A 13607-nucleotide genomic window follows, 5' to 3' on the forward strand; every position below is an offset into this window, starting at 1 on the left:
CTACTGGCGAGCACGACGCAGCACCGTCTCAAGGGCTTCGGGCAACGCGGCCTTGACGGTGACGGGGCGACCATTGGTCGGCTCTGGAAAGGTTAATGCATGGGCATGAAGAAATAGTCGCCCAACATCCAAATGCTGGGCGAGCTGCCGACTATCACGGCTGACATACTTATCATCCCCCAGCAACGGATGCCCGGCGTGAGCCGCATGAACACGAATCTGGTGGGTGCGCCCCGTCACAGGTTCGGCTTCAATCAACGTGGCACGCGAAAAGGTTTCCACCACGGCAAAACGCGTGCGGGCCACTTTCCCATTAGGGTCGACGCGTACCCGGCGCTCGCCATTGCCAGCGTCATAGCGGTCAAGCCTGGCGCTGACATAGGTTTTGCGTGTCGGCCAGCGCCCCGCTACCAGCGCCAAATAGCGCTTCTCCATGGCATGTTGTTTCAGCGACGCATTGAGTGTTACCAACGCCTCGCGGGATTTCGCCAGCAACAAACAACCTGACGTATCACGATCAAGGCGGTGTACCAGTTCCAAAAAAGAGAGATCGTCACGCACTTGGCGTAATGCTTCGATCAAGCCGATTTTGACCCCGCTTCCCCCGTGCACTGCAAGCCCCGAAGGCTTATTGAGCACCAGCCAATCCGGCCCTTCCATGATTACGCTACCCAGCAGCACATCACGTAAGTTGTCGCTGACGTCTTTGACCGCTTCTCGCGGTGCCAAGCGTAGCGGCGGCACGCGCACCACGTCACCGCCTTGCAGGCGGTAGTCGACTTTGACGCGCTTTTTATTCACCCGCACTTCGCCCTTACGCACGATGCGGTAAATTAACGCTCGCGGGGCACCTTTCAAGCGAGTCATTAAAAAATTATCGATCCGCTGTCCCGCTTGTTCAGGGGCAATATCGACCCACTGCACTTCACGCCCTTCGGCCATGGTCGTGCGCTCCTGCTCTATGCCAAAAGCAGCATTCTAGCGTAGACGCCTACGCATTGCGTCAATTGCTGGCATAGCGCTTTACTGTTATATTCAAAGGCGCTCGCCCTCCATGTGGCCAAAGGCGCCTGCCCGACCAACACGCAGGCCAGAGCAAGGCGGAAATGACCGTGTAAGCATGGTTATATGCGCCAAATAAAAAAACTGACGCGAGTGACAACACTCGTGTCAGAAGATTAAAAGTCAGGTCGCTGCCGTTAACATAAATTAACGGCAGCGAAGTTGTATAAGATAAACGCCATGCCCGCCGTTAAATTGCCTAATGTCATAGGGCATATTGAGCGATGGGCTCTAAGTTCAACGTTGTGCCGGTAGCCGACGTTGGTAAATCGATGAATGCCAGGTGTTGGCGGAGTCAGCAGGACCGGATGGAGATGACAGCCACCGCGATATGTCCTGCCTCCGCCACGTACTCAACGCCAAAACCAGCCGGGTTGGCAACTACCATCCGGCTTAATGCGTCAGCATATCTATGCCCGAGCACAAGCACGCAGCAACGCGATTTGCTTTACGTCATCCGCGCTAAGTTTTCAGTCGTCTGTTTTTCGTACTGACTGTGCTGAACTTAACGGATCGCCGGCACGCAACGCTATGTGAGAAAACATGAAACGGATGCTCATCAATGCGACCCAGCCAGAAGAGCTGCGCGTCGCGCTTGTCGATGGTCAACGCCTGTACGATTTGGATATCGAGTCCGGTTCTCGGGAACAAAAAAAAGCCAATATTTACCGGGGCAAAATCACCCGCGTCGAGCCCTCTCTCGAAGCGGCTTTTGTCGATTTTGGCGCTGAGCGCCACGGCTTCCTGCCGCTCAAAGAGATATCTCGCGACTACTTTGTCAAAGATGTGTCTGGCCGTCCCAGCATTAAAGAAGTGCTAAAAGAGGGCCAGGAAGTCATTGTCCAGGTAGATAAAGAGGAGCGCGGCAACAAAGGCGCCGCCTTGACGACCTTTATCAGCTTAGCCGGGCGCTTTCTGGTGCTGATGCCCAACAACCCCCGTGCGGGCGGTATTTCACGCCGTATTGAGGGTGAAGAGCGCAGCCAGCTAAAAGAGGCCATGGGTCAGCTCACCGTGCCGGATAAGATGGGCCTGATCGTGCGTACTGCCGGTATCGGCCGCTCGCCCGAAGAGCTTCAGTGGGATTTGGATTACTTAGTGCAAGTGTGGGAATCCATTACCACCGAAGCGGGCAAGCGCTGGGCGCCATTTTTGATCTACCGCGAATCCAACGTCATCATTCGCGCCATGCGCGATTACTTACGCCAAGATATTGGCGAGGTACTGATTGATAGCCCGGAGATTCATGCCGACGCGCTCAATTTCATCCGCCAGGTGATGCCGTCTTACCAGCAAAAAATTAAGCTCTACGCTGACGAAGTACCCCTTTTTTCACGCTTCCAGATCGAATCACAGATCGAAACCGCCTACCAGCGCGAGGTAAAACTCCCTTCCGGCGGCTCGATTGTCATCGACCACACCGAAGCCCTAGTATCGATCGATATTAACTCTGCGCGTGCAACACGCGGCAGCGATATCGAAGAAACCGCACTGCAAACCAACTCGGAAGCCGCCGACGAGATCGCTCGCCAACTACGCCTACGTGATATTGGCGGTTTGGTCGTGATTGACTTCATCGACATGGGCCCTGCACGCAGCCAGCGCGAAGTCGAAAACCGCATGCGCGACGCGTTGAAACTCGACCGTGCCCGCGTACAGATTGGTCGCATTTCGCGCTTTGGTCTCATGGAGATGTCGCGTCAGCGTCTAAGGCCGTCACTCGGCGAAACCAGCGGTGTGGTTTGCCCTCGCTGTAACGGCCAAGGCACCATTCGCGATGTACGCTCGCTCTCGCTTTCGATCATGCGATTGATCGAAGAAGAAGCCATGAAAGAGCGCAGCGCGCAAATCCGCGCTATTTTGCCCGTACCGGTCGCAACCTATCTGCTTAACGAGAAGCGTAGCGTACTGGCGGATATCGAAGCCCGCCAAGAGGTGCGCGTCGTACTACTACCCAATCCTGAAATGGATACACCGCACTACGATGTGCAGCGACTACGCGACGACCACCTCGACGAAGACGACACGCAAACGCTTTCGAGCTTTGAGCTCTCCACGGATACGGATGTTGGCAAAGAGCCAGATCCAGGTTTCACGCCCACCGCCCTACGTGCGGAAGCCGCGGTGAAAAGTGTCGTGCACAATGCACCCGCCCCGGCATCGCTACAAAATGACACCACGCCCTGCCAACCTGCCGCTGAAAAAGAGGCAGACGCTACCACGCTACTTAGCCGCATGATTCGTGGCGTGGCCAAGTTCTTAGGCAACGATAGCGACGACCTCGGTAACGAGCAAGAGCGCAACACACGGCAAGAAGCAGCGCCGTCTACGCCCCGCACGCAAACGCCAAAGCAGCGCAAGCCCAGCGAGCAACGCCGCGATAATTCTCGCCGTGAAAGCACAAAAGGCAATGCCAAGGGCAACGCTAAAGAAAACCCTAAGGCAGAGGAGAAAGCCAGCGCGAAGCCTGAACCTAAAGCGAAACGCCAAGAAGACGCCGAAGCGCGTAGTTCGCAGCGCAATACGCCAGCAGGTGATACGCCTGCGGCTGACACGTCCTCGGGTAAAGAGAATTCTTCGAGTAAAGAGAGTGTCGGCAAAGACGACAACGGCGAAAAGCGCAGCGGCCCAAGCCGTACCCGTAACCGTCGTCGTCATCCCCAGCAAGAAAAAGGCGATAACAAAGAGAATCGCCAGCGCAATGAAACGGCTCAACCGCAAGAGGCAAAAAAGCCGGATGCGGCGAAAGATACGTCGGACGAGAGCACTAAGTCCTCAGCAAAACCATCGCGCAAAGAAGCACCAGCCGCGCCTGAGGCCGACGCCACTGCGCAGGACGATGGCAAGCCGAAGCGTACTCGCAACAATCCGCGCACTCGCTCGCGCCAACATGCTATTAATCCCAAAGCGGAAGCTGAGCAGCTGACGTTGCAAACGCAAGCGGCCGAGGCACCTGCTGAAGAGGCTTCAACGCCTGAGTCTGAGAACGAAGCGGCGACTCAGGAACAAAAAGCGCCGACTGAGGCTAAATCAGAAGCTCAAGCAGAAACCCAACCAGAAACCCAACCAGAAACCCAACCAGAAACCCAACCAGAAACCCAACCAGAGGCCAACTCTGAGTCAGAAGCCAAGCCTGAGCCAGAGGCAAGCGAACAAAAGGTAAAAGCTGAGGAAAAAGCCGAGAGCGCTCCAGCGCCGACTGCCAGCACCGAGCCTGCAGCGGCTGCGCCAGCCGAAGAAGCCAAGACGGAGACCCACCTTTCCACTGACGCTCAGCCGAAAGCGGAGGAAGAGACTAAACCGGAGCCGAAAGATAACGCACAGACGCCGACGGACCCTGAGACAGAAACAGAACCTAAGGTTGAAGCCGCGCCTCAAACAGAACCTGGCGCCCAGGCTGAAAAAACACCTGAATCTAAACCTGAAACCAAAGCTGAATTAACGCCTGACACTCAACCAGAGGCTAAGGCCGAATCAGCACCTGAGACGAAGACGGACCCGGCTTCCAGCCAGCCTGATGCCGGTAAGCCCGAGGCGGCGGAAAGCGCAGCAGCTGATACGCAAGCGACAGCGCCTACCAGCAGCGAAGAGCAGCCAGCGGAAAAAGCAGACACCACGAAAGCGCCAGCAGCCGAACAGGCTCAGGCCGAAGGTACTACTGAGAGCCAAGCAGCGGCCAAATCACGTCGCCGTCGTCGGGCCCATAATGACCCGCGCGAGTTACGTAAGCGCCAGCAGCAGGACGCAAGCGGCGAATAAACCGTAATCGTCACGAAAGGATAAAGCCCAGAGGCAACGCCTCTGGGCTTTTTTTCCACTTGTCGATATAGCGCCCGACGCGCCACTTGGGGAAAACAAGCCATCAAGTAGCGGTTCTGTCAGCGATTACCCCAGGTATCGCGATGCACCAGCTCATGTAAAGGCAATCGGGAGCGCCAGCCTTTGGCCTCAAGTTCAGGCTGATCTAAAAACTCACTGACATAGCCAAGGCAGAGGTACGCCAGCGGATAAACATGTTCAGGCAAGTTCAACGCCGTACTTAGCTGCGCCTGCTCAAGGATACTCACCCAGCCAACGCCAATGCCTTCTGCCCGTGCCGCCAACCATAGGTTTTGTACGGCTAGACACGTGCTGAAAAGATCGGTATCCACAATACTATTGCGCCCTAGCACGTGGGGGCCGCCCCGGTCACGGTCGCAGGTGATGCAAAGATTCAGCGGGCTTTCCATAATCCCTTGCAGCTTAAGGCTGCGATAACGCTCTTGGCGCTCACCTTCAAAGCGCCCGGCGGCCTTCTGGTTCTCCTGCTCGAACATCGACAGCACTGTTTCCCTAACCTCGCAACTTTCAATCACGATGAAATCCCAAGGCTGCATAAATCCCACTGAAGGCGCATGGTGCGCTGCCTCCAAAAGGCGGGCCAGCACATCAGGGGGAGTCCGGTCGGGCAGAAATTGCGAGCGCACATCGCGCCGCTCGTATATGGCGCGATAGAGTCCACGGCGCTCAGCATCGGAAAAACAGTGGTTTGGTTGGGTCATGGCGATGGCGGAATCCTTTAGTTTAAGCTGCAGTGTTTAACTTTCGACGGCGGGCTTCAGCATATCAATGTGACGAATTCCATCCTCATCGTATGGTTCACTGACTGCCTTGAACCCCAACGATTGATAAAATGCACTTAAGTAAACTTGCGCGCTGATCTTAATGCCCATACCAGGGAACGTCTGCTCCGTGAAACGAATGGCTTCAGTCATCAGCGCACGACCAACTTTTCGACGTCTAAACTTTGCCAACGTCATTACTCGGCCAATTGAAGGCTGAGAATATTTAACCCCCGGATCCACGACTCTTACATAAGCCGCCATCTCCCCCTCCATGGAAACGAATAGATGCCAAGAATGGAGATCCATCTCATCAACCTCTTGATAGGCGCATTGCTGCTCAACCACAAATACCGATTCGCGTGCCTTGACCATTTCATAAAAATAGAGCGTGCTTAACGATTCCAGGCGGGACCAGCTAAAGCGTAGCGGCATGAAGTAAAGGTCTCCATATTGAAGTTGCAGGCAAGCCAGCTTTCGCAGATAAAATAACGGTCAACCTACCGATACGATGCAACTCATTCTTGCTCAAATCCCGCTAGAAACTGCTTGAGCAGAGCATCGAGTTGCTCCTGTTGTTCTTCCGTCAGGCCACTCACCAGCTGCGCCTGGGTTTCCACATGGGCGGTAACCGCGTCGTCGATCAAATCAAACCCAGGCGGCGAGAGAGAGATCAGAAAACCGCGGCCATCGGTGGGATTTTTGACCCGCTCAATCAACCCCGCCTTTTCCAGCTGATTGATACGATGGGTCATAGTGCCCGATGTCACCATCGTAGATGCCATCAAATCCCCCGGCGATAGCGCGTAAGGCGCTCCCTCTCGGCGTAGGGTCGCCAGAACGTCAAAGCTCGCGTCAGTCAGACCGTATTTCGCCCAGGTCTTTTCCATTGCGCGCATTAAGGTGTGGTTCAGCCGTTTGACCCGCCCGATGGTGCCCATCGGCACAACATCAAGATCGGGCCTCTCTTGTTGCCACTGTTTGAGAATGTTGTCTACATGATCCATGTGAGTCTTTTGCGCCTAATTAGCTTGACGTCAAAATTAATTGGACATACCTTGATATCAAGATATTTGCCGAGAGCATAACGAATGACATTATCAACCACAACCGTCACACACTCATCTAAAAGAGCTTGGCTTGCCCCACTGATGTACCTGTTTGCCGGTGGCGCCTTACTGGGTCTATCGACTAATTTGGCTAAACTTGCCGGAGACCTTCAGCTGTCAGCGCTCGCTTTCCTGTTTTGGTCGATTTCAGGGGCGTCGCTTATTCTGTTGGTTCTCTCAGCCTTTCGCCATAACCTTCCGCCGATTAACCTTCGTACCCTTGAGTATTACTTTGTTTCCGGTCTGCTAGGCGTTGCAAGCGCCAACCTGCTTTTTTTCTCAGCCATCCCCCATGTGGGTGCTGGGTTCGTGGCATTAATCATCACTCTGCCACCACTACTCACCTATATCGGTGCGTTAATGTTAAAAATAGAACGCTTCCAGGTGATGCGTGCGGCGGGGGTCATATCAGCCCTCGCGGGGGCCGTGTCCCTGGCCTTCCATAAGCTTTCCGCCCCGGATGCTGATTATGTCTGGATACTGCTTGCCCTGATTGGGCCCGTCATGCTGGCCATCGGCAACCTCTATCGAACCTTGCGCTGGCCAGCAGGCGTATCCAGCGATGCATTGGCGCCCGGGATGCTCATCGCCGCTGCCGTTATTCTGCTCAACGCGGGTTTCCTGCCCGGCTTTTCACTGAGTGTTCCAACAGACCGCTCCCTGCCAATTATACTGATTGCCCTTCAGGCGCTAGTCTTCGCTGGTCAGTTCTTACTGCTCTTTTTGCTACAGAAAAGTGGTGGCCCAGTGTTTTTGAGTCTTTTAGGTTCTGTCGGCGCCGTTGTGGGCGTTCCGGTTGCCATATTACTACAAGGTGAAACCGCCCCCGAGGGCTTACTTCTAGGCACTCTACTAATTGGTACCGGTATTGCTCTGCTCAATATTGGCAAAGCCAAACAACGCCCTCAGGCTCAATAACCCAAGAGGGACTCAACAGGCATCATTTAACTAAATTACCTGTCTCTTTTATGCTCCGTTCCATATAGTGAGTCTCGCCTTCAGTTTTACGTACGCGAAACCCCATACGCTCGTATAAAGCGATGGCTGGGTTGATACAAAAAACACGGAGCCGAATTAAGTTAACGTCCGCTTGCTGGGCGGTTTCGATCACGTAGCGGATAGCCTTGGAGCCCAAGCCTTGACGCTGCCACTGCGGGTCAATTTGTAGTTCCCGGATGTAGTAGGCATTTTCATCGTGATTTATGCATAACAGCCCCACTCGTGAAGCGTTTATGACTAACTCATAGCTGTCTAATTCGCCCCAGTCTTTAGCAAATAAGGCGGGGTCCCAGCACATATTCAGCTGCTTATGGTAAACAGCCATGTTCTGACAAATTAAATTTTCTGCGTACGCCTTGTCATTGGTTGGCCGAATTAAAGGCATCATATCTCTATTCCTAGCACGACATTCACGCACTTTTTGCAAGAGTTGCTATGCTTGTCAAAGCAATTGCTGACTTTATACAAGACACATATAACCAAACATTGACGGTAATATTCACCCAGCTGCTACAGGCAACGTGGTTCAATCTCCAGCCCGACGCCAAAGCGTGCTTGAACGGCCGCGGTAATACGCTTGGCTACCTGCAAAAGTTCAGCACGGTCGCCACCGCCAAAGTGCACTAACACCAGTGCCTGATGCTCATGCACGCCAAAAGCGCCAAAACGCGCTCCTTTTAACCCACACTGGTCAATCAGCCAGCCCGCCGCGATTTTGTAGCCCCCGTCAGCCTGTGGGAAATTCGGCATATTGGGATAGCGTGCGAGCAGTTTCTCTGCTTTATCAGCGCTGATCAGCGGATTTTTAAAAAAGCTACCAGCATTGGGCAACTGAGTTGGATCGGGCAGTTTCTCGCGGCGAATTTCACATACGCGCTGAGCGATTTCGAAGCTGCTTGGTTGCTGGCTTACGCGGCGGGCTAAATCGCCATAACCTAGCACCGGACGTGGTGTTCGTGACAGACGCAACGCAAGACGGGTAATAATCACCTCACCCGCAAGCGAGCGCTTGAACATGCTATCGCGATAACCAAAGGCGCAGTCATTAAAGGAAAGCCAAGTCAGGGTTTCGTCGTGGCGCGACATGACCTGTACGCCTTCCAGCACATCGGAAAGCTCCACGCCGTAAGCGCCAATATTTTGCACTGGCGCCGCCCCACAATCACCAGGGATCAGCGCCAGATTTTCAACACCCCACAGCCCACGCTGGGCCAGTATCATCACCAGCGAATGCCAATTAACTCCTGCGCCGACATAAGCCATCACGGCATCGTCGCGCGTGTCTAGCCACCACTGCTTCAAACGCGGACGAATCACGGCGCCTTTCAGGCGCGTGGGCAGCAATACGTTACTTCCACCGCCCAATAGATTAAGCGTCCACCCTTGCTCGCCCGCATCGCGCACGCAGGCAGCAAGGGCTTCAAGCGTTTCGGGCGCGGAAAAATGTTCGACTTCGGCAGGCAAGCGCAGCGTGTTGGCATTGCTAAGATCAACGTCGCGCTGCCAGTGCGGCTCTGGGTTCATGCGCTCGACCGGATGTGATTAAGCAAACCGCGAGAGGCGCTTTCGATCAAATCTACCACCTCCTCGAAACCCTGATCGCCACCATAATACGGGTCTGGCACCTCAGCACCGGCGTGCCCGGCAAACTCCAGCAGCAAACCCACGCGCCCGGTGTAATCCGCTGGCTGCATCGCACGAATCGCCTGCAGGTTATCGTGATCCATGGCCAAAATATAATCAAAGCGGGCGAAGTCATCGGGTGCGAATTGCCGCGCCCGTAGCGCACTAATATCAATGCCGCGCTGCTTGGCAGCGGCCTGGGAACGCTTATCGGGCGCTTTTCCCACATGCCACGGGCCGATCCCACAGGAGTCAACGCGCACTTGCTCGGTCATGTTCGCGTTGTCGAGCACTTGACGGAAAACACCTTCCGCGCTGGGTGAGCGACAAATATTGCCTAAGCAAACAAACAATACGTTCATTTTGCCTCCTCTTGCGACGACTTTATCAGGGCCCTGACGCGCGCCAAGTCTTCCGCTGTGTCCACCCCCGGTGGATTAACCTCACTGGCCAGCGCCACTTGAATCGCGTGCCCATGTTGCAGTGCGCGCAGCTGTTCAAGCTGCTCTAACTGCTCCAGGCTCGCTGGCCGCCAGTCACGATACGCGTACAGAAAACCGGCCCGATAGGCGTAAAGGCCGATGTGACGCAGCCAAGCATCGGTCTGCAATAGTTCGGGGCGGGCAGCGAAGTGCTCACGGTCCCAGGGAATCGGTGCACGGGAAAAGTAGAGCGCACGCCCATCAAACGAGCGCACCACCTTGACCACATTGGGGTTAAATAGCGCCTCTACATCGCTGATCGGCTCAGCCAGGGTAGCGATTGAAGCCTCGGCATCGTCCGCTAGACGCAAGGCCACTTGGTCGATCAACGCTTTCGGGATCAACGGCTCATCACCTTGCACGTTGACCAAGAGCGCGTCATCGCGAAGCGCTAATATTTCGGCGACCTCGGCCAAGCGGTCCGTGCCGGAGGGGTGATCGGCACGCGTCATCACTACCTCGGCGCCATAGGGCGCTAAGGCGTCGCGAATACGTGTATCGTCGGTGGCCACCACCACGCGCTTTGCTTGGCTTTCGCAGGCGCGCCGCCAAACGTGAGCGACCATTGGCTCGCCGGCAATGGGTAAAAGCGGCTTACCCGGCAGTCGCGATGAGCCAAAGCGCGCGGGTACAACTGCAATAAAGTCAGCGGCTGCCATTTACGCCTCTCCGGTGCGGCCAAGCGAAGTGGGGAGCTTTTCGTCGGCATCCATCTTGCGCGCCTCTTCCGGCAACATCACCGGGATATCGTCTTGAATCGGATAGGCGAGTCCGTCGTAAAGGCAGTGCAGCTCACCGGCGTCACGGTCATACTTGAGCTTGCCTTTACACAGCGGGCAAACCAACATCGCTAGCAGTTGTTTATCCATCAGTTCGTCTCCTCGGAAAGGGTTGCGAGCCGGGCGGCTAGCCACTGCTCGAATTCAGGCGGAAGCGTCGCTTCGACATCCAATACCCAACTATCGGGTGGGGCGACATCACGGCATTTGACCGCATCTTTAGCGGTCATGACCAGCGGCCGCTGATATTCGGCAGGTGTAAAACACAGCGACGCGGCATCATAGGAGTAGTGATCGGGAAAGGCATGCCACTCGCCGCTAATATCCAGCGCCTTTAGCGTGGCAAAAAAGCGCTCAGGCCTACCGATCCCCGCCAAGGCGTGCACCGGTAGCATAAACGGCAGCGGTGAAAGCGGCCTGTGCTTATTTGATTTAAGTTCGCGCCAGCCAATTGGCGCAAGGCGCATCGGCGTTGACGCCACCATCAACTCAGCCTGCAACTCACCGTTAACCAGCACGGCATCGACACGGTTCAGGCGCTCCGGCGGCTCGCGTAGCGGTCCGGCAGGTAGGCAACGTCCGTTACCAAGCCCGCGCGCACCATCCACCACGGCGAGTTCGATATCGCGCCCCAGCGCCAAATGCTGCAAGCCGTCGTCGCTGACAATCACGTTACAGCCTGCCACCACTAGCGCTTCGGCGCCACGAGCACGCTGGGGGTCAGCCACCACCGGCACGCCGGTCTGCTGGGCAAGCATCAGCGGCTCATCTCCGCTTTGCGCGACGGGCGTTTCCGGCGTCACCCAGAGCGGGTAACTCGGGGCTTTGCCGCCATAGCCGCGGGTGACGATACCCGGTGTATAGCCCTGTTCACTCAGCCAACGAGCAAGCCAGGCTACCAAGGGCGATTTCCCCGTGCCACCGAGGGTAATGTTGCCTACGACAATCACCGGCACCGGCGCCTGCCACACTGCGCATTTCCCACAACGGTACGCCGCCTCACGGCGCGCCATTACAGCGCGATAAAGGCTACCAAGCGGGCGTAGGGGCAAAAGCCAAAAACGGTCCTGATAAGCCGCTTCCAGCCAGCGCTCGGCAACGCTCACACCCGCTCCTCCTGAAACTGCAGCTGGTGAAGTGCCGCATAGGCGCCTTCTTGTGCCAACAGCGCGGCGTGGGTGCCTTCTTCAATAATGCGCCCCTGCTCCATCACGACAATACGATCGGCGCGCTCAATGGTAGAAAGCCTGTGGGCGATGACCAGCGTGGTGCGCCCTTTGCACACGGTTTCTAACGCTCGCTGAATATAGCGTTCCGACTCGGTATCAAGCGCGGAAGTCGCCTCATCCAGAATCAAAATCGGTGCGTCTTTAAAGATCGCCCGTGCGATGGCCAAGCGTTGACGTTGACCACCCGAAAGCATCACACCGTTATCGCCTACCAGTGTATGGTAACCATCGGGCAGCTTTTCGATAAACTCGTGGGCATATGCCGCTTGTGCCGCCGCTTCGATGGTCTGCGGGTCAGCGTTATCCACGCCATAGGCAATATTATTGGCAATCGTGGTATTAAACAGCGTGACCTGCTGTGACACTAGCGCTATCTGTTGACGCAGCGGCCCAAGCTGGTACTCACGAATATCGGTGTCATCGATGGTGATAGCGCCCTCGATGGGGCTATAAAAGCGTGGTAAGAGACTCACCAACGTTGACTTACCGCTACCCGAACGCCCCACGACGGCCACCATCTCACCCGCGGCCACGCTCAAGTTAATCCCATGGAGCACATTCGGCTGTTCATGCGCGTAGCGAAAGTGTACGTTCTCCAGCACCACATCACCCTGCAGGCGCCGAGGGGAGACTGTGCCGTCATCGCGCTCGGCAGATTCATCCAAGAGCCCAAACAGCTCGGTAGCCGCCGCGATTCCTTTTTGAATTTCGCTATTAATTTCAGTTAGTTGGCGCACAGGCTTGATCATCAGTGCCGCGGCGGTAATAAAGGCGACAAACTCGCCCGGCGTCATATCTTCCAACAGCGCCGGTGCCATGGCCAGCCACACCAGTACGGCCATGGAAATCGCGACCAGCATCAGAATAACCGGTGAACTGATGGCTTTGGTCATCGCCTCTTTCATGCTTTGGCGCCGATTCTCTTCGCTCACACGGGCAAAACGTTGCTTCTCGTACCCTTCAGCGCCATGGGTTCGCACCACGCGGTGGCCGGAAAGCGCCTCAGAGGCCACGTGCGTCACATCGCCCATCGAGTGCTGAATACGCTTAGAAATACGCCGAAAGCGCTTGCTTACATAACTCACCACCAATGCGATCACTGGCGTGACGGTCAAAAAGAGCAGGGTTAAAAGCCAGTTGGTCCAAAGGAGATAGCCCAGCAGACCGATCACAAAGAGACCTTCGCGCAGCAGAATCGTCACCGATTTTGTCGCCGCTCCGGCGACCTGCTCAACGTGGTAGGTCACTCGCGACACCAAGTGCCCACTGGAGTGATGGTCAAAAAACACGCCGGGTAGGTGCATCATGTGGGCAAACACATCGCAACGCAGCGTATGGATAACGTAGCGCCCCACATAGGCCATGAAATACGTACTTAAAAACGTCCCTAGCCCACGCGCAGAAAACATGATCACCACGAACAGCGGCAGAAAAATGCGAAAGGCGGCGTCAGGGTTTTGGATCCCGTCAATGAGCCGCTTCATCAACTCCGCCAGCGCGGTACTGGAGGCAGCATAAATGGTGAAACCCACGACAGCCAGCGAAAAAGCCCGCCAGTGTGGCTTTACATAGCTTAAAAGACGTTTGTAAATAGCCCAACCGGAATCCGTCACACGCGCTCCTGGCGATCAGTTAGTGGCAATACATTTTTGAAAAGAGGTCGTTAACAACAGTCTGTGAACAACGCGTTTTACTTTTGTTTTAAACATTCGCTAACGTGCGA

Annotated in this window: 13 protein-coding genes; 2 read left to right on the top strand and 11 right to left on the bottom strand. The window is 55.6% G+C overall.

All coding sequences use genetic code 11. The features are described from left to right. Positions 1–942, bottom strand: coding sequence for an RluA family pseudouridine synthase (locus M8006_RS02405; protein ID WP_250079701.1), 942 nt, complete (start codon positions 940–942; stop codon positions 1–3). A 663-nt stretch (positions 943–1605) separates the two neighbouring features. Between M8006_RS02405 and rne the strand changes: the two genes are divergently transcribed. Further along, on the top strand, positions 1606–4821 hold the full coding sequence (gene rne / locus M8006_RS02410) for a ribonuclease E (RefSeq protein WP_250079702.1): 3216 nt from the start codon (positions 1606–1608) through the stop codon (positions 4819–4821). A 119-nt stretch (positions 4822–4940) separates the two neighbouring features. Here rne and bluB read toward each other — a convergent pair whose 3' ends face one another. The 3 genes from bluB to M8006_RS02425 all read right to left on the bottom strand — a co-directional run bounded on the left by bluB (position 4941) and on the right by M8006_RS02425 (position 6670). Then, positions 4941–5603: a 5,6-dimethylbenzimidazole synthase gene (gene bluB, locus M8006_RS02415; protein WP_250079704.1), complete on the bottom strand. Its 663-nt coding sequence runs from the start codon at positions 5601–5603 to the stop codon at positions 4941–4943. Positions 5604–5639: 36 nt separating this feature from the next. Next, a complete protein-coding gene (locus M8006_RS02420) occupies positions 5640–6098 on the bottom strand; it encodes a GNAT family N-acetyltransferase (protein ID WP_250079705.1) in 459 nt (152 codons plus the stop codon). An 83-nt stretch (positions 6099–6181) separates the two neighbouring features. Continuing rightward, positions 6182–6670, bottom strand: a complete 489-nt coding sequence (locus tag M8006_RS02425; RefSeq protein ID WP_250079707.1) for a MarR family winged helix-turn-helix transcriptional regulator — start codon at positions 6668–6670, stop codon at positions 6182–6184. A gap of 84 nt (positions 6671–6754) precedes the next feature. Here M8006_RS02425 and M8006_RS02430 point away from each other — a divergent pair, with 84 nt between their 5' ends. Next, positions 6755–7690, top strand: a complete 936-nt coding sequence (locus tag M8006_RS02430) for a DMT family transporter (protein ID WP_250079709.1) — start codon at positions 6755–6757, stop codon at positions 7688–7690. Positions 7691–7712: 22 nt separating this feature from the next. On the opposite strand, the gene M8006_RS02435 is transcribed toward M8006_RS02430, so the two are convergent. The 7 genes from M8006_RS02435 to msbA form a co-directional block, all read right to left on the bottom strand. Beyond that, positions 7713–8159 (bottom strand): GNAT family N-acetyltransferase, encoded by a 447-nt coding sequence (locus M8006_RS02435; protein ID WP_250079711.1) that lies wholly within the window; start codon positions 8157–8159, stop codon positions 7713–7715. A 122-nt stretch (positions 8160–8281) separates the two neighbouring features. Then, positions 8282–9295, bottom strand: a complete 1014-nt coding sequence (gene murB / locus M8006_RS02440) for a UDP-N-acetylmuramate dehydrogenase (protein WP_250079713.1) — start codon at positions 9293–9295, stop codon at positions 8282–8284. Next, positions 9292–9756: a low molecular weight protein-tyrosine-phosphatase gene (locus tag M8006_RS02445; protein WP_250079714.1), complete on the bottom strand. Its 465-nt coding sequence runs from the start codon at positions 9754–9756 to the stop codon at positions 9292–9294. The genes murB and M8006_RS02445 overlap by 4 nt, the downstream gene beginning before the upstream one ends. Further along, on the bottom strand, positions 9753–10535 hold the full coding sequence (gene kdsB / locus M8006_RS02450) for a 3-deoxy-manno-octulosonate cytidylyltransferase (protein WP_250079716.1): 783 nt from the start codon (positions 10533–10535) through the stop codon (positions 9753–9755). Before kdsB ends, M8006_RS02445 begins: the two co-directional genes overlap by 4 nt. Beyond that, complete coding sequence (locus M8006_RS02455) at positions 10536–10745, bottom strand: Trm112 family protein (protein ID WP_250079719.1); 210 nt, start codon at positions 10743–10745, stop codon at positions 10536–10538. Beyond that, positions 10745–11761, bottom strand: a complete 1017-nt coding sequence (lpxK, locus tag M8006_RS02460) for a tetraacyldisaccharide 4'-kinase (protein WP_250079722.1) — start codon at positions 11759–11761, stop codon at positions 10745–10747. Before lpxK ends, M8006_RS02455 begins: the two co-directional genes overlap by 1 nt. Next, complete coding sequence (gene msbA / locus M8006_RS02465; RefSeq protein ID WP_250079725.1) at positions 11758–13497, bottom strand: lipid A export permease/ATP-binding protein MsbA; 1740 nt, start codon at positions 13495–13497, stop codon at positions 11758–11760. Before msbA ends, lpxK begins: the two co-directional genes overlap by 4 nt. Positions 13498–13607 lie beyond the last annotated feature (110 nt).

This window comes from Halomonas llamarensis (assembly GCF_023555005.1).
GTDB classification, from domain to species: domain Bacteria; phylum Pseudomonadota; class Gammaproteobacteria; order Pseudomonadales; family Halomonadaceae; genus Vreelandella; species Vreelandella llamarensis.